The sequence below is a fragment of the Ottowia sp. genome (assembly GCF_046348305.1).
GTDB lineage: Bacteria > Pseudomonadota > Gammaproteobacteria > Burkholderiales > Burkholderiaceae_C > Ottowia.
The window spans coordinates 64,725-79,642 of sequence record NZ_JAXMEM010000014.1 but is presented as its reverse complement, the minus strand read 5'-3'; the positions used below and the strand labels follow the sequence as shown (position 1 = coordinate 79,642).

The following is a 14,918-nucleotide window of genomic DNA, read 5'->3' as shown; positions in this document are numbered from 1 at the left end:
GCGGGTTTGCTGGGCCGGGCGCTCTGTAAAAAAGAGCAAAATCAGATTCGCATTGGCATGACGACGTACTTGAAACTGTCGTTGCCCGGCAGCGTGATCAGCGCCGAGCTGTTGCCGTCGGCCAGCTCGATGCGGATCATGTCCTCGCTGCTCATGTTGGCCAGCGCGTCGATCAGGTAGGTGACATTGAAGCCGATCTCGATGGCGTCGCCGCCGTAGTCGATGTCCAGCTCGTCGACCGCCTCTTCCTGCTCGGCGTTGTTGGAGGCGATCTGCAGCGTGCCGGGCTCGAAGTTCAGGCGCACGCCCTTGAACTTCTCGCTGGTCAGGATCGCCGCGCGCTGCAGACTGGCCAGCAGCGGCGCGCGCCCCAGCGTGACGTGGTTGCGGTGGTTCTTGGGAATCACGCGGTTGTAGTCGGGGAACTTGCCTTCGACCAGCTTGGTGACGAACTGCATGCCGCCAAAGCTGAACTTGGCCTGGTTGGCGGCAAACTGCATCTCGATCATGGGCGCGGCCTGGCCCTCGGGGACGTCGGCATCCGACAGCAGGCGCTGCAGCTCGATCACCGTCTTGCGCGGCAGGATCACCTCCTGCTTGGGCACTTCCACATCCAGCGTGGCGTTGGCAAAGGCCAGGCGGTGGCCGTCGGTGGCCACCAGGCTGAGCTGCTTGCCCTCGGCCACGAACAGGATGCCGTTCAAGTAGTAGCGGATGTCGTGCACCGCCATGGCAAAGGCCACCTGGCCCAACAGGGTTTTGAGGGTTTTTTGCGGCACGCTGAAGGCGGGGCCGAAGCTGGGCGCCTCCTGCACCAGCGGGAAATCCTCGGCCGGCAGCGTTTGCAGGGTGAACTTGCTCTTGCCGCCCTTGAGGACCAGCTTGGACTGCTGCGCCTCCAGGCTGACAGTCTGGTCGGGCGGCAGGGTGCGCAGGATGTCGATCAGCTTGCGCGCGCCCACGGTGGTGGCAAAGGTGGCGTTGTCGCCGCCCAGCTCGGCCTGGGTGCGGATCTGGATCTCGAGGTCACTCGTGGTCAGCTGAATGGTGGGGCCCGTCTTGCGCAGCAGCACGTTGGCCAGCACCGGCAGGGTGTGGCGCCGCTCGACGATGCCCGCCACGGACTGAAGCGCCGCCAGCAGCTTGTCTTGGGTGGTCTTCAGAACGATCATGTATTCCTCTGAATGATGCGCGCGCGCCGCGCGTCGTTGTCGCCGAAGTGGGCGCCGGGCACAGCCGGGCGCTTATTTTTGTGAACCCCGTATTGTCGCCGCTTTTGCATGTGGTTTCGTTTGCGTTGGGTGGCGCCGGGGTCAGCCTTTCAGGGTCTGTTCCAGCAGGTGCAGTTGCTGGTTCAGCTCGGTCAGTTGCTGGCGCTCGCCGGCGATCTTGCGCACCGCGTGCAGCACCGTGGTGTGGTCGCGCCCGCCGAACAGCTCGCCGATCTCGGGCAGGCTTTTTTGCGTGAGCTCCTTGGCCAGGTACATGGCGATCTGGCGCGGGCGGGCAATGCTGGCCGGGCGCTTCTTGCTGTACATGTCGGCGACCTTGATCTTGTAGTAGTCGGCCACCGTCTTCTGGATGCTTTCGACGCCGATCTGCCGGTTCTGGATGGACAGCAAATCGCGCAGCGCCTCGCGCGCCAGCTGGATCGATACCTCGCGCTGGTTGAAGCGCGAATAGGCCAGGATCTTGCGCAGCGCGCCCTCCAGCTCGCGCACGTTGGAGCGCACGTTCTTGGCGACGAAGAACGCCACCTCCTCGGGCATCTGCGCGCCCTCGGCGCCGGCCTTGTTGATCAGGATGGCCACGCGCATTTCGAGCTCGGGCGGCTCGATGGCCACCGTCAGGCCCGCGTCGAAGCGCGACACCAGGCGTTCGTGGATGTCCGTCAGCCCCTTGGGGTAGGTGTCGCTGGTCATCACGATGTGCGACCTCTTGGCCAGCAGCGCCTCGAACGCGTTGAAGAACTCCTCCTGCGTGCGGTCCTTGTTGGCGAAGAACTGCACGTCGTCGATCAGCAGCAGATCCAGCGAGTGGTAGCGCTGCTTGAACTCGTCGAAGGTCTTGCGCTGATACGCCTTGACCACATCCGACACGAATTGTTCGGCGTGGATGTAGAGAACCTTGGCGTCGGGACGATCGGCCAGCAGTTTGTTGCCCACCGCGTGCATCAGGTGCGTCTTGCCCAGGCCCACGCCGCCGTAGATGAACAGCGGGTTGTACAGCTTGCCGGGCGCCCCGGCCACGTGCAGGGCGGCGGCGCGCGCCATGCGGTTGGCCGAACCCTCGACCAGCACCTCGAAGGTCAGCGCGCTGTTCAGCCGGCTGCGGTGGGCCGACTCGGCCGGCTCGCGCGCGCCGGGCTCGCCCAGCTCCATCTGGGCGGGAGCGGGGGCCTGCGCCGGCGCGCTGCCCGCAACATCGGCCATGCCCGGCAATTGTTTGTTGGTGGCCGTTGCAGGCGGAGCAAGCGCTAACTCAAGCTGCACAGGCTGGCCATTGAGCTGCTCCAGAATGGCCAGCATGCGGGCCGCGTACTGCGCCCGAATCCAGTCCAGCTTGAAGCGGTTGGCGATCAGCAGCGTCACCCGCGAACCGTCGGCGCTGGCCTGTGCGGACAGCGGCTTGATCCAGGTGTTGAACTGCTGCTCGGGCAGCTCCTGCGCCAGCACGTCCAGACAGGCCGGCCACAGGCTGAGATGGGATTCGGGCTTCACGAAAGACTTGTCAAAAATTGTTGCGCACCCGTCCACGCATTGTGGACAAGTGCACCCTCCAAACCGTCCCGATTGTATGGACCCTCGCACTTGTCCACAATCCCGCGGCGGCCCTGGCGAGGGTCTTGCATTGCCGCACACGCGCAAGCCATTGGCGGATCAACAAATTTTTGCGATAATGCCGGGTTTTCCTTGATCGGCGGGCGGGTTTTGCGCGCTGGCGCCTTGTATCGGCTGGGGCTCGCGTGGGCCTCGCATGGGTTGCAGGGGCGCTGCCGGTCATTCAAAAATTCTCGAGAGAGCCATCATGAAACGTACTTATCAGCCTTCCAAGACGCGCCGTGCGCGCACGCACGGTTTTCTGGTGCGCATGAAGACGCGCGGAGGCCGCGCGGTCATCAACGCGCGCCGCGCCAAGGGACGCAAGCGCCTGGCCGTCTGAGCCGGGGTGCCCCAGGGCCGATGGCTGCCGGGCTGACTGCGGTGTCGCCAGCGGGTGGCGCGGTGCAGCACTTGCGAACGCGCGCGCAGTTTCAGGCCTTGCTGGCGCATCGGCCGGTGGCGCGCACGGCGCATTTCGCCCTGCATCGCTTGCCCGTGCCGGCCCCCGGCACGCCCGAGGCCACCCTGTTCGGCGCGCCTGCCCAAGCTTGGCTGGGCGCCATGGTGCCCAAGCGCTGGGCGCGCCGCGCCGTCACGCGCAACGCCATTCGCCGGCAAATCTACGCCGTGGGTGCCGATCGCCTGGCGGCGCTGCCCGGCGCGCGCCTGGTGCGCCAGCACGCCGTTTTTTCGCTCGCCCAGTTTCCCAGCGCCACGTCGACCGCCCTGAAGGGCGCGGTGCGCGCCGAGCTGCTCGAGTTGCTGGCGCGGGAGCCGTCATGATGCAGCGCCTGCTGATTGCCCTGGTCAAGGGCTATCGCCTGCTGCTCTCGCCCTGGCTGGGCTCGGCCTGCCGCTTCGAGCCCACCTGCTCGCGCTATGCGCTGCAGGCGCTGGAGCAGCACGGCGCGGCCTGGGGCAGCTATCTCACGCTGCGCCGCCTGGGCCGCTGCCACCCGTGGTGCGCCGGCGGGTGCGATCCGGTGCCGGCCGAGCGTCCGCGCCTGTTTTCCCATTTGACCGGCGTGCGCCCCGAGCCGCCCGGCAACCGTTCCGAGCCGTCATGAACGACATCCGCCGCACCATTCTCTGGGTGATCTTTGCCTTCTCGCTGGTCATGTTGTGGGACCAGTGGCAGGTGCACAACGGCCACAAGGCCACGTTCTTTCCCAGTGCCTCGCCGGTGGCGGCCAAGCCCGGCGCGGGTGCGTCGGCCGTGCCGCCGGCCGCGGCCGCCAGCACGCCCGCGGCGGTGCCCGCAGGCGGCGCCGTGGCCAACGCCAGCGGCCAGCCGCCGGTGTCCGAGGGCGCCGCGGTGGCGCACGAGCGCATCACCGTCAGCACCGACGTGCTCAAGCTCACCTTCGACACCGAAGGCGGCTCGGTGATCGAAAGCGAGCTGCTGAAGTACCCCGACGACACGCAGGCCGACCGCCACGTGCTGCTGTTCGACAGCCAGAGCAACGAGGTGTACCAGGCGCAGTCGGGCCTGATCGGCGGGGCCTTTCCCAACCACAAGACGCCGATGGCCTTCGGCGGCGACAAGACGCTGGCCGACGGCGCGCAGCAGCTGGTGGTGACCTTCACCTCGCCGGTGGTGGGCGGCGTCAAGCTGGTGCGCACCTACACCCTCACGCGCGGCTCCTACGTGATCGGCGTGCGCAACGAGGTCATCAACGACGGCAGCCAGCCGGTGCGCCCGCAGCTGTACGTGCAGCTGGTGCGCCACGGCGCCGAGCCGGGCAGCAAGACGCCGTTTTATTCCACCTTCACCGGCCCGGCCTTCTACACCGACGCCAAGAAGTACCAGAAGGTCAGCTTCGGCGACATCGAGAAGGGCAAGGCCGAGTTCGTGAAGCAGGCCAGCGATGGCTACGTGGCCATGGTGCAGCACTACTTCGCCAGCGCCTGGATGTTCGCGCCCGACACGCCGCACGACAACTTCGCCCGCCAGATCGGCCCCAACCTGTACGCCGCCGGCATGATCGCGCCGCTGGCCGAGATCGCCCCCGGCGCCCACCAGGCCGTGGACACGCGCCTGTTCGTCGGCCCGCAGGTGGAGACCATGCTCGAGTCGGTCACGCCGGGGCTGGAGCTGGTCAAGGACTACGGCTGGGTCACCATCGCGGCCAAGCCGCTGTACTGGCTGCTCGACCAGATCCACAAGGTGCTGGGCAACTGGGGCTGGTCCATCGTGGCGCTGGTGCTGCTGCTCAAGATCGCGTTCTACTGGCTCAACGCCAAGGCCTACGGCAGCATGGCCAAGATGAAGGCGCTCAACCCCAAGATCACGGCCCTGCGCGAGCGCCTGAAGGACAAGCCGCAGCAGATGCAGATGGAGATGATGCGTATCTACCGTGAGGAGAAGGTCAACCCGCTGGGCGGTTGCCTGCCCATGCTGGTGCAGATCCCCGTGTTCATCGCGCTGTACTGGGTGCTGCTGTCGTCGGTGGAGATGCGCGGCGCGCCCTGGATCGGCTGGGTGCACGATTTGTCGGCCAAGGACCCGTACTTCATCCTGCCGGTGGTGATGACGATGACCACGCTGCTGCAGACGGCGCTCAACCCCGCGCCGCCCGACCCCATGCAAGCCAAGATGATGTGGATCATGCCGCTGGTGTTCAGCGTGATGTTCTTCATGTTCCCGGCCGGCCTGGTGCTGTACTACGTCACCAACAACCTGCTGTCCATCGCCCAGCAGTGGATCATCAACAAGCGCATGGGCGTGCCGCCGCAGTTCAACCTGCCGAAGTTCTCCTGATCGGTGAAAACCCCTCCAAAGGCCGCCTTCCAGCGGCCTTTGGTTTGTGTAGGATGCCCTGTTCATCCCTTCACGAATTCAGGAGACCCATGAAACACGCCGCCCTCAAGTTCGGCCTGATCGCCGCCGCCACCCTGGCCCTGCTGCAGCCCGTTGGCGCCGCCACCCTGCGCATCGGCGGGGCCAACGACATCCTCACCTTCGACCCGCACGGCCAGAACCACCAGACCACGCTGGCCTACCAGCAGATGGTGTACGAGACGCTGGTGCGCTACAACGAGAAGTTCGAGGTGGTGCCGGGGCTGGCCACCGAATGGACCTTCGTCACGCCCACGCAGCTGCGCTTCACGCTGCGCAAGGGCGTCAAGTTCCACGACGGCGCGCCCTTCACCGCCGACGACGTGGTGTTCTCCATCACCCGCGCCATGACGCCGCCCTCCAACATGGGCGCCTACGTGCAAAGCGTGAAGGAGGCCAAGAAGGTCGACGACCACACGGTCGACCTGATCCTCAAGGGCCCCAGCCCCGTGGTGCTGCGCGAGCTGACCGGCTCCTACATCATGAACAAGGCCTGGGCCGAGAAGAACAACAGCGTCAAGGCGCAGGACTACAAGGCCAAGGAAGAAAACTTCGCCTCGCGCAACGCCAACGGCACCGGCCCGTTCAAGCTGGTGTCCTGGCAGCCCGACACCAAGCTCACGCTGGTCAAGAACGACGCCTGGTGGGACAAGCCCAAGGGCAACATCGACGAGGTGGTGTTCACGCCCATCAAGTCGGCCGCCACGCGCTCGGCGGCGCTGATCTCCGGCCAGGTCGATCTGGTGCAGGACCCGCCGGTGCAGGACATCGACCGCATGCGGCGCGACACCAACCTGAAGGTCATGGACGGGCTGGAAAACCGCACCATCTACCTCGGCTTCGACCAGTTCCGCGACGAGCTGCCCGGCGTCAAGGGCAAGAATCCGCTCAAGGACAAGCGCGTGCGCCAGGCGCTGTATCAGGCGGTGGACATCGGCGCCATCGAGCGCAACGTGATGCGCGGCCTGGGCAAGCCCACCGGCACCATGATCGCGCCCATGGTCAATGGCTGGACCAAGGAGCTGCACGAGCGCGCCTCCAAGTTCGACGTCGATGCCGCCAAGAAGCTGCTGGCCGATGCGGGCTACCCCGACGGCTTCGAGCTGACGCTGGACTGCCCCAACGACCGCTACGTCAACGACGAGGCGATCTGCCAGGCGGTGACGGCGATGTGGACCAAGGCCGGCGTCAAGACCAAGCTGCAGACCAACCCGATGTCGATCCACTCGGCCAAGATCCAGCGCTTCGAGACCAGCGCCTATATGCTGGGCTGGGGCGTGGCCACGTTCGATGCGCTGTACTCGCTGGACTCGCTGATGCACACCGTCGATCCCAAGGGCGGCGCGTCGGGCAACTTCAACAACGGCCGCATGAGCAACCCCAAGGTCGACGCACTGATCGACGGCATCAAGACCGAGATGGACACCAAGAAGCGCGACGGCATGATCCACGAGGCGCTGCAAATCGTGAAGGACGACTACAACTACCTGCCGCTGCACGACCAGGTTCGCCCCTGGGCCATGCGCAAGAACGTGACCACGGTGCACCGCGCGGATGACCGTCCGATGCCCACCTGGACTACTATCAAATAAATAGCTGTTTGCGCTTATCCAACAAGCGCTGCAGGCTGATTTGATCTAAAACCCCGGGCCTTGCGGCGCCGGGGTTTCTTCATCAAGGCAACTGGTTGAAGCGCAGCTGCCCGCCTTGCATCACCACGGCGATGCGCTCGCCCTGGCCCGTCAGGCAAGCCAGGTCTTGCAGCGGGTTGCCATCCACCAGCAGCAGGTCGGCGCGCGCGCCCGGCGTCACTTCGCCGATCTCGCCGCACTGGCCCAGCAGCTCGGCGCCGATCAAGGTGGCGCTTTGCAGCACCTCCAGTTTCGTTTGCACCTGGGCGCGGATCAAGAGCTCCTCGCTTTGCAGCGGGTGCGATGCGCCCAGCAGGTCGGTGCCCAGCGCCATCTTCACGCCCGCGGCCTTGAATATCTCCAGCGAGCGCAAGCCCGCCGCGCGCACCTGCTCGATCTTGGCCACGCTCTCGGGCCCCAGACCCAGCCGAGCGCCATCGCGCGCCAGCGCCTCGTAGGTGATGAGGGTGGGCACGGCATACGCGCCCGTCTCGGCCATCAGCGCGGCGGTGGACGCGTCGATCAGGTTGCCGTGCTCGATGCTGCGCACGCCGCATTCCACCGCGCGGGCAATCGCCGCCGGCGTGTAGGCGTGCGCCAGCACCATGGCGTGGCGCGCGCTGGCTTCGTCGACGATGGCGCGCGTCTCGTCCACCGAGTAGCCCATGGCGTCGATCGGGTCGGTGGGCGAGGCCACACCGCCCGAGGACATGATCTTGATCTGGTCGGCCCCCATCTGCAGCAGCTCGCGCGCCGCGCCGCGCACGGCATCCACGCCATCGACCACGCGCGTGCTGGCCAGCCGCTGGCAGCCGCAGCCCACCGGTAGCAGGCGGTCGGAGCGCGGGCGAAAGTCGCCGTGCCCGCCGGTGGGGCTGAGCGCCGGGCCGCTGACCGAGAGGCGCGGGCCGATCACGGTGCCGTCCATGCCGTCTTCGACCGCCTGCTTCAGCGCCCAGTCGGCCCCGCCGCAGTCGCGCACGGTGGTAAAGCCCCGGCGCAGCATGCCGCGCAGGATGGGCAGGGCGCGATAGGCCAGCGTGGTGTTGGGCGTGCCCGCCAGCAGGCCCAGGTTGGTCTGCGAGAAGGTGACGTGCACGTGGCAGTCGATCAGGCCGGGCATCAGGGTGCGGCCGTCGCCGTCGATCAGGCGCGCGCCGGGGCTGGCGATGGGTGTGGCGCTGACTTCGCGGATGCGCCCGCCCTCCACCAGCACCGCATGGCCTTCCAGCAGCACGCCTTGGCGCACGTCGAGCACGTGGACGTTCTTGAACAGGATCGGGCTCATGGTGGCGCGGGCGTGGGTCGGCAGTCGCGGACAATCATGCCATGCACGCCGCGCAAGACCCCATCGTCGCCATCGCCACCGCACCCGGCCGCGGGGCGGTGGGCATCGTGCGCGTGTCGGGGCGCGGGCTGCTGCCGCTGGCGCGCGCGCTCACGGGCCGCACGCCGGCGCCGCGCCACGCGACCTATGCCGCGTTTCTTGACGCCGACGGCAGCCCCATCGACCACGGCCTGGCGCTGTACTTTGCAGCCCCGCATTCGTACACCGGCGAAGACGTGCTGGAGCTGCAGGCCCACGGCGGCCCGGTCGTCCTGCAACTGCTCTTGGCGCGCTGCCTACAGGCCGCGAGCCAGGTCGATGCGGCCACCGGCCAGCCGCTGCTGCCCCGCCTGCGCCTGGCGCGCCCGGGCGAGTTCACCGAGCGCGCCTTTCTCAACGACAAGCTCGACCTGGCGCAGGCCGAGGCGGTGATGGACCTGATCGACGCCAGCACCGAGCAGGCCGCGCGCTCGGCCAGCCGCTCGCTGGCGGGCGCCTTCTCGCGCGAGATCCATCAACTGACGGACGGCCTGATCCAGCTGCGCATGCTGATCGAGGCCACGCTGGACTTTCCTGAAGAAGAAATCGACGTGCTGTCGGCGCACGACGTGCGCGGGCAGCTATCACAATTGCAGCAAACCCTGGCCGGCGTGCAGGGGCGAGCGCGCCAGGGCGCGTTGCTGCGCGAGGGCATCCAGGTGGTCATTGCCGGGCAGCCCAATGCCGGCAAGAGCAGCTTGCTCAACGCGCTGGCCGGCGCCGAGCTGGCCATCGTCACGCCCATTGCCGGCACCACGCGCGACGTGGTGCGCCAGACCATCCAGATCGAGGGCGTGCCGCTGCATGTGCTGGACACCGCTGGCCTGCGCGATGCGGGCGACGAAGTCGAGCGCATCGGCATCGAGCGCGCCTGGCAGCACATCGAGCGCGCCGACGCCGTGCTGTGGCTGCACGACCTGATGCGCCAGGACGATGCCGACTACGCGGCCGGCGAGGCGCACATTGCCGCCCGCCTGCCCGCTGGCGTGCCCGTGCTGCATCTGTGGAACAAGCACGATGCCGCACCAAAGGCCGCCATCCCGGCCGATGGCATCGCCCTGTCGGCCAAGACCGGCGAAGGCCTGGCCGCGCTGCGCCAGCGCCTGCTGCAACTGGCCGGCTGGCAAGGCGGCGCGGGCGAAGGCCTGTTCATCGCGCGCCAACGCCACCTGCAGGCGCTGGCGCGCGCTGCTGCGCATTTGGAAGCAGCCGGCGCCCATCTGGTGGGCGCTGCACCGATGCTCGACTTGTTGGCCGAGGAGTTGCGCCTGGCGCAAAACGCCCTGGGCGAGATCACGGGCGAGTTCTCCGCCGACGACCTGCTGGGCGTGATCTTTGCGCGCTTTTGCATCGGCAAGTGAGGCCGATCAGCGCATCGTGTAGTTGAGCTGAAACATCAGCCCCGCGGTGCCCAGCACGTTGATCTGCGCCCCCCAGTTGCGCGAGAAGTCGTAGCCCACCGCCGGAATCGCCGTCAGGCCCCAGCCGCTCTTGGCGTTGAACGGAATCTTGCGGTGATAAGGCGCCTTGTAGCCATGGATGACCCCGCCCGTGAGCTTGACGAACAGCCCCGGCGTGCTGTCCAGCGGCCGCCATTGCCAGCCGTAGTACAGGTACTGGGTGGGCTGGCCAAAGGAATTGCGAAACAGCGCCAGGCCCGCGATGCGGCGCTCGTCCAGCGCCTTTTCGGCCTGCACCAGCCAGACGTAGGCGTGCCTCTGCGTGTCCGGCTCGAAGTCGTGCTCCTTGCGCGCTTGCGAGTAGTGCACGGTCCAGGGCGAAACGCCGAACGTCCAGCCCGACAGGGCCCCGCCACCCGAGTCGGACGGTGCCGGCTGCGCGCCGGCGCCGCCCTGCGCCAGCGCGAGCGCAAGGCCAAGCGACAGGGTACGCAGGGTGGCCATGGGGCATGAAGGTGGGCAGCGTCGCCCAAGGCGATTGCGGGGTGAGGGAAAGCGGTCGATAAAGGCAATCATGGGCCAGTCCGTACCCGGGGGTGCAACGGTTTGTCACGCTCGGCTGCAAGCCGCGGGTGGGCGCGCCGGTATCCGCGCTTGCAGCGGGCCCTTTCGGCTGGCGCTACGGTACGGGACACGCACACGTTTCCGGAGAGCGCACCATGAGCCCCAACCAACCCAGCGCCTTGCTGGAGCAGCAGCACCGCCGCATCGACGAGGGCATCAAGGCCGCCATCCAGGGCGCCGCGCCACCCGCGGCGCTGGCCGAGGCCCTGCAGCTGCTGCGCCAGCACATCCACCTGGAAGAGGCGGTGCTGTTTCCGCCACTGGAGCGCGCGGGCCTGAGCATGCCCATCTTCGTGATGCAGCGCGAGCACGGCCAGATGTGGCCGCTGATCGACGAGTTGCTGGCCGCGGATGCCGCCACCATGCCGGCGCTTGGGCGCGAGCTGTTTCAGATGCTGCAAATCCACAACCCGAAGGAGGAGCAGATTCTCTACAAGGCCGCCGACCAGGCGGACGAGGCGGGCAACGACGGCGCCTTGCTGCACGCCCTGCAGGCTGCGTGCATGCCCGAGGGCTGGGTTTGCGCGATGGCGCCGCGCTGAGCGCCCGCACGGGCGGCATTCAGCGCGGGCGTGGGTAGTCGCCGGCAAATCCTAGCGCGCGCGACATCTGCTCGCCACAGCGCACCACCTGAGCCCGAAATTTTTCAGCGTCGCGTTCGTAGCGCGCGGTGGGCCCCGCCATGCCGACGGCGGCGAGCAGCTGGCCCTGGCCATCGAACACTGGCGCCGAGACGCCCGTGGCGCCCTCGATCGAGCCGCTGCTGCTGGCGCAACCGGCGGCGCGGATACGGCGCAAGGCTTGTTGCAGTGCCGTGCGGCTGGTGATGGTGTGGTGGGTGACGGCGGTCAGCGGCGTGGCCTCGATGTACTGGCGCTGGCGCTCGGTGGTGGTGAAGGCCAGCATGGTCAGGCCCAGCGAGGTGGAGTACAGCGGGCGGTGCGCGCCCACGTTGGCCGAATAGCGGAGCCAGCTGCTGGCCTCGATCACGTCCACGTAAATCAGCTCGCGCCAGTCCTTGCTGGGCACGCCCACCATCACCGTCTCCTGGCAGGCCTTGTGCAGCTCGGCCAGCCAGGGGCGCACGTTGCCCGGGAAGGCGTCGGTGCGCTGAATCATCGCGGCCAGGCTGAAGGTTTCTTGCCCCAGGCGGTGGTGACCGTTTTCGGACATGACGTAGCCGCCCGCCTCCAGCGAGCGCAACAGGCTGAACAGGCTGGTTTTGGGCAGTTGCAGCGCCTCGGCCAGCTGCGCCAGGGGCAGGCCGTCGCGGTGGCGGGCGAGCAGGGTGATGACCTGCATCACCCGCACGGGGGCGCGCGGCGGGGCGCTGCGGTCGGTGTCGTCCTGGGGCGGCATGCGGTGAATGCAGGTGAGGGTGCGGCGCGAAACGCGGTCGTCCGGATAAACCCTTGCCCGGCTTGACAGTTGGGCCGGGGGATTTCAATAATTCTCTTATCGAAATGCGTATTCTAATATCGGAACAAACCCGAAGTTCAAAACCCGGCCCCCGCCATGTCCTTTGAAATCACCCCCGAGCAGCAAGCCATCCGCGAGGCGGTGCTGCAATCGTGCACGCCCTTTGGCGACGAGTATTGGCTGGAGCACGACCGCACGGGCGAGTTCCCGCACGATTTTTACGCCGCCATGGCCCAAGCCGGCTGGCTGGGCATGGCCATCCCCGAGGCCTATGGCGGCTCGGGCCTGGGCGTGACCGAGGCGGCGCTGATGATGCAGACCGTGGCCGAGACGGGCGCCGGCATGAGCGGCTGCTCGGCCTTTCACATCAACATCTTCGGCCTGATGCCCATCGTGGTGTTCGGCACCGAGGCGCAAAAACAGCGCTTTCTGCCGCCCATGGTGGCCGGGCGCACCAAGTCCTGCTTTGGCGTGACCGAGCCCAATACAGGCCTGAACACCACGCAACTGAAAACCCGGGCCGTGCGCCATGGCGACCGCTACGTGGTGCACGGCCAGAAAGTGTGGATCTCCACCGCCCAGGTGGCCGACAAGATTTTGCTGCTGGCGCGCACCACGCCGCTGGAGGAGTGCAGGAGCCACAGCCACGGCCTGTCGCTGTTCTACACCGATCTGGACCGCAGCAAGGTGGCGGTGCGCCTGATCGAGAAGATGGGGCGCAAGGCGGTCGACTCCAACGAGCTGTTCATCGACGGCCTGGAGATCCCGCTGGAGGACCGCATCGGCGAGGAAGGCCAGGGCTTCAAGTACATCCTGCACGGCATGAACCCCGAGCGCGTGCTGATCGGCGCCGAGGCCATCGGCATTGGCCGCGCCGCGCTGCGCCGCGCCGCGCACTACGCCAAGGAGCGCGTGGTCTTCAATCGCCCCATCGGCCAGAACCAGGGCATCCAGCACCCGCTGGCCGCCAACTGGATGGAGCTGGAGGCCGCGCACCTGATGATGCTCAAGGCCGCCGGCCTTTACGACCAGGGGCGCGAGTGCGGCGCCGAGGCCAACGCCACCAAGTACCTGGGCGCCGAGGCCGGCTTTCACGCCTGCGAGCGCGCCATCCTCACGCACGGCGGCTTTGGTTATGCCAAGGAATACCACGTCGAGCGCTACCTGCGCGAGGTCATGATCGCGCGCATCGCGCCGGTGAGCCGCGAGCAGATCCTGTCCTACATCGCCGAGCGTGTGCTGGCCTTGCCAAAATCCTACTGAGTGCCCCGCATGCCTGACCTGACCCCCGAACGCAGCTGGCTCGAGGCGCTGGAGCAAGGGCGCTTCTTGCTGCAGCGCCGCGCCAGCACCGGCGCTTTCATCTTTCCGCCGCGCGTGGCCGAGCCGCGCACCGGCGCCACCGACCTGGAGTGGGTTGCCGCCAGCGGCGCGGGCGTGGTGCATGCCGTCACCGTCATCGCGCCGCGCCCGCCGGCCGCGCCCTACACCGTGGCCCTGATCGACCTGGCCGAGGGGCCGCGCGTGATGGGGCGCGTCGAAGGCATCGCGCCCGATCAGGTGCGCATCGGCCTGGCGGTGCAAGCGCGCGTGAGCCGCATCGACGGCGTGCCGGCCTTGCTGTTCACGCCGCGGGAGGCCGAGCATGCGTGACGCCTTTCCTCGCGCCGCCACGGCCATTGTCTCCACCGCCACCCACGGCATTGGCGAAGCGCCGGGCCAAAGCGCCATGGAGCTAGCCGTGCGCGCCAGCCTGCTCGCCCTGGGCCGCGTGGGCCTGACGCCCGCCGACGTGGACGGCCTGTTCATCGCCCTGCCGCACGACTACTTTGCCGGCCTGGGCCTGGCCGAATACCTGGGCATCCACCCGCGCCTGACCAACAACAGCCGCGTGGGCGGCTCGTCCTTTCAGACCTATGTGTTGTGGGCCGCGCTGGCGCTGGCGGCCGGCCAGTGCGACGTGGCGCTGATCACCTACGGCAGCAACCAGCGCACGGCCAGCGGCAAGCTGCAAAGCTCGCTCCGGCCCTCGCCCTTCGAGGCGCCGTACCAGGCGCTCACGCCGGCCTCGGCCTACGCACTGGCGGCCTCGCGCCACATGCACCAGTTTGGCACCACGCGCGAGCAACTGGCCCAGGTGGCCGTGGCCGCGCGCCAGTGGGCGCAGCGCAACCCCGAGGCCTTCATGCGCGATCCGCTCACGGTCGAGCAGTGCCTGGCCTCGCGCATGGTCTCCTCGCCGCTGTCGGTGCGCGACAGCTGCCTGGTCACCGACGGTGCGGCCGCCCTGGTGATGACGCGCGGCGATCGCGCGCGCGATCTGTGCCTGCACCCGGTGTACGTGCTGGGTGCGGCCGAGGCCACGCACCACCGCATGATCTCCACCATGCCCGATTTGACGGTGACGGCTGCCGCCGAATCCGGCGCGCGCGCCTACGCGCAGGCAGGCATCGGTCCGCAGGACGTGGACGTGGTGCAGCTCTACGACGCCTTCACCATCAACACGATCCTGTTTCTGGAAGACCTGGGCTTTTGCCCCAAGGGCGAGGGCGGGCGCTTTGTCGAGGGCGGGCGCATCGCGCCGGGCGGCAGCCTGCCGGTCAACACCAATGGCGGCGGGCTGTCCTGCGTGCACCCGGGCATGTACGGCCTGTTCACCCTGGTCGAGGCGGCGCGCCAGCTGGCCGGCGAGGCCGGCGAGCGGCAGGTGAGCGGCGCCGAGATTGCGCTGGCGCACGGCAACGGCGGCGAGCTGTCGAGCCAGGCCACGGTGGTGCTGGGCACCGGCGCGGCGCTGTGACGAATCAAGCAAGGAGA

At 67.9% G+C, this 14,918-nt stretch carries 15 protein-coding genes; 10 read left to right on the top strand and 5 right to left on the bottom strand.

Annotated features, from left to right (window positions below):
- Positions 1-41: 41 nt before the first annotated feature.
- Positions 42-1,172 (bottom strand): DNA polymerase III subunit beta, encoded by a 1,131-nt coding sequence (dnaN, locus tag U1F38_RS15905; protein WP_409988050.1) that lies wholly within the window; start codon positions 1,170-1,172, stop codon positions 42-44.
- 141 nt (positions 1,173-1,313) lie between these two features.
- Positions 1,314-2,720, bottom strand: coding sequence for a chromosomal replication initiator protein DnaA (gene dnaA / locus U1F38_RS15900; RefSeq protein WP_409988049.1), 1,407 nt, complete (start codon positions 2,718-2,720; stop codon positions 1,314-1,316).
- A 307-nt stretch (positions 2,721-3,027) separates the two neighbouring features.
- Here dnaA and rpmH point away from each other — a divergent pair, with 307 nt between their 5' ends.
- From rpmH to U1F38_RS15875, 5 genes are all read left to right on the top strand, one after another.
- Positions 3,028-3,162, top strand: coding sequence for a 50S ribosomal protein L34 (rpmH, locus tag U1F38_RS15895; protein WP_005798102.1), 135 nt, complete (start codon positions 3,028-3,030; stop codon positions 3,160-3,162).
- 62 nt (positions 3,163-3,224) lie between these two features.
- The gene (locus tag U1F38_RS15890; protein ID WP_409988048.1) at positions 3,225-3,605 is read left to right on the top strand and encodes a ribonuclease P protein component; all 381 of its coding nucleotides are present in this window, start codon (positions 3,225-3,227) and stop codon (positions 3,603-3,605) included.
- A complete protein-coding gene (gene yidD / locus U1F38_RS15885; RefSeq protein ID WP_409988047.1) occupies positions 3,602-3,889 on the top strand; it encodes a membrane protein insertion efficiency factor YidD in 288 nt (95 codons plus the stop codon). Before U1F38_RS15890 ends, yidD begins: the two co-directional genes overlap by 4 nt.
- Positions 3,886-5,583: a membrane protein insertase YidC gene (gene yidC / locus U1F38_RS15880; protein WP_409988046.1), complete on the top strand. Its 1,698-nt coding sequence runs from the start codon at positions 3,886-3,888 to the stop codon at positions 5,581-5,583. Before yidD ends, yidC begins: the two co-directional genes overlap by 4 nt.
- Positions 5,584-5,672: 89 nt before the next feature.
- Complete coding sequence (locus U1F38_RS15875) at positions 5,673-7,253, top strand: ABC transporter substrate-binding protein (protein ID WP_409988045.1); 1,581 nt, start codon at positions 5,673-5,675, stop codon at positions 7,251-7,253.
- Between the two features lie 82 nt (positions 7,254-7,335).
- Here the strand turns inward: U1F38_RS15875 and U1F38_RS15870 are convergent, their stop codons facing one another.
- On the bottom strand, positions 7,336-8,580 hold the full coding sequence (locus U1F38_RS15870; RefSeq protein ID WP_409988044.1) for an amidohydrolase family protein: 1,245 nt from the start codon (positions 8,578-8,580) through the stop codon (positions 7,336-7,338).
- Positions 8,581-8,621: 41 nt separating this feature from the next.
- On the opposite strand from U1F38_RS15870, the gene mnmE reads away from it, so the two are divergent.
- Positions 8,622-10,019: a tRNA uridine-5-carboxymethylaminomethyl(34) synthesis GTPase MnmE gene (gene mnmE, locus U1F38_RS15865; protein ID WP_409988043.1), complete on the top strand. Its 1,398-nt coding sequence runs from the start codon at positions 8,622-8,624 to the stop codon at positions 10,017-10,019.
- Between the two features lie 6 nt (positions 10,020-10,025).
- Here the strand turns inward: mnmE and U1F38_RS15860 are convergent, their stop codons facing one another.
- Entirely contained in the window at positions 10,026-10,562 is a 537-nt protein-coding gene (locus tag U1F38_RS15860) for a hypothetical protein (protein ID WP_409988042.1), read from the bottom strand.
- 215 nt (positions 10,563-10,777) lie between these two features.
- Here U1F38_RS15860 and U1F38_RS15855 point away from each other — a divergent pair, with 215 nt between their 5' ends.
- Entirely contained in the window at positions 10,778-11,224 is a 447-nt protein-coding gene (locus U1F38_RS15855) for a hemerythrin domain-containing protein (protein WP_409988041.1), read from the top strand.
- A 19-nt stretch (positions 11,225-11,243) separates the two neighbouring features.
- Here the strand turns inward: U1F38_RS15855 and U1F38_RS15850 are convergent, their stop codons facing one another.
- Positions 11,244-12,041 carry an IclR family transcriptional regulator gene (locus U1F38_RS15850; protein WP_409988040.1) on the bottom strand — a complete coding sequence of 266 codons (798 nt, stop codon included), beginning with the start codon at positions 12,039-12,041 and terminating at the stop codon, positions 11,244-11,246.
- 156 nt (positions 12,042-12,197) lie between these two features.
- Here U1F38_RS15850 and U1F38_RS15845 point away from each other — a divergent pair, with 156 nt between their 5' ends.
- The 3 genes from U1F38_RS15845 to U1F38_RS15835 are packed head-to-tail and all read left to right on the top strand — an operon-like array spanning position 12,198 to position 14,901.
- Complete coding sequence (locus U1F38_RS15845) at positions 12,198-13,364, top strand: acyl-CoA dehydrogenase family protein (protein WP_409988039.1); 1,167 nt, start codon at positions 12,198-12,200, stop codon at positions 13,362-13,364.
- A 9-nt stretch (positions 13,365-13,373) separates the two neighbouring features.
- Positions 13,374-13,754, top strand: a complete 381-nt coding sequence (locus U1F38_RS15840) for a Zn-ribbon domain-containing OB-fold protein (protein ID WP_409988038.1) — start codon at positions 13,374-13,376, stop codon at positions 13,752-13,754.
- On the top strand, positions 13,747-14,901 hold the full coding sequence (locus U1F38_RS15835; RefSeq protein ID WP_409988037.1) for a thiolase: 1,155 nt from the start codon (positions 13,747-13,749) through the stop codon (positions 14,899-14,901). Before U1F38_RS15840 ends, U1F38_RS15835 begins: the two co-directional genes overlap by 8 nt.
- The last annotated feature ends 17 nt before the right edge of the window (positions 14,902-14,918 follow it).

Coding starts and splice junctions, on each gene's coding strand:
- dnaN (WP_409988050.1), bottom strand. CDS start 1,172: ATGATCGTTCTGAAGACCACCCAAGACAAGCTGCTGGCGGCGCTTCAG.
- rpmH (WP_005798102.1), top strand. CDS start 3,028: ATGAAACGTACTTATCAGCCTTCCAAGACGCGCCGTGCGCGCACGCAC.
- yidD (WP_409988047.1), top strand. CDS start 3,602: ATGATGCAGCGCCTGCTGATTGCCCTGGTCAAGGGCTATCGCCTGCTG.
- yidC (WP_409988046.1), top strand. CDS start 3,886: ATGAACGACATCCGCCGCACCATTCTCTGGGTGATCTTTGCCTTCTCG.
- U1F38_RS15875 (WP_409988045.1), top strand. CDS start 5,673: ATGAAACACGCCGCCCTCAAGTTCGGCCTGATCGCCGCCGCCACCCTG.
- U1F38_RS15870 (WP_409988044.1), bottom strand. CDS start 8,580: ATGAGCCCGATCCTGTTCAAGAACGTCCACGTGCTCGACGTGCGCCAA.
- mnmE (WP_409988043.1), top strand. CDS start 8,622: ATGCACGCCGCGCAAGACCCCATCGTCGCCATCGCCACCGCACCCGGC.
- U1F38_RS15860 (WP_409988042.1), bottom strand. CDS start 10,562: ATGGCCACCCTGCGTACCCTGTCGCTTGGCCTTGCGCTCGCGCTGGCG.
- U1F38_RS15855 (WP_409988041.1), top strand. CDS start 10,778: ATGAGCCCCAACCAACCCAGCGCCTTGCTGGAGCAGCAGCACCGCCGC.
- U1F38_RS15850 (WP_409988040.1), bottom strand. CDS start 12,041: ATGCCGCCCCAGGACGACACCGACCGCAGCGCCCCGCCGCGCGCCCCC.
- U1F38_RS15845 (WP_409988039.1), top strand. CDS start 12,198: ATGTCCTTTGAAATCACCCCCGAGCAGCAAGCCATCCGCGAGGCGGTG.
- U1F38_RS15840 (WP_409988038.1), top strand. CDS start 13,374: ATGCCTGACCTGACCCCCGAACGCAGCTGGCTCGAGGCGCTGGAGCAA.
- U1F38_RS15835 (WP_409988037.1), top strand. CDS start 13,747: ATGCGTGACGCCTTTCCTCGCGCCGCCACGGCCATTGTCTCCACCGCC.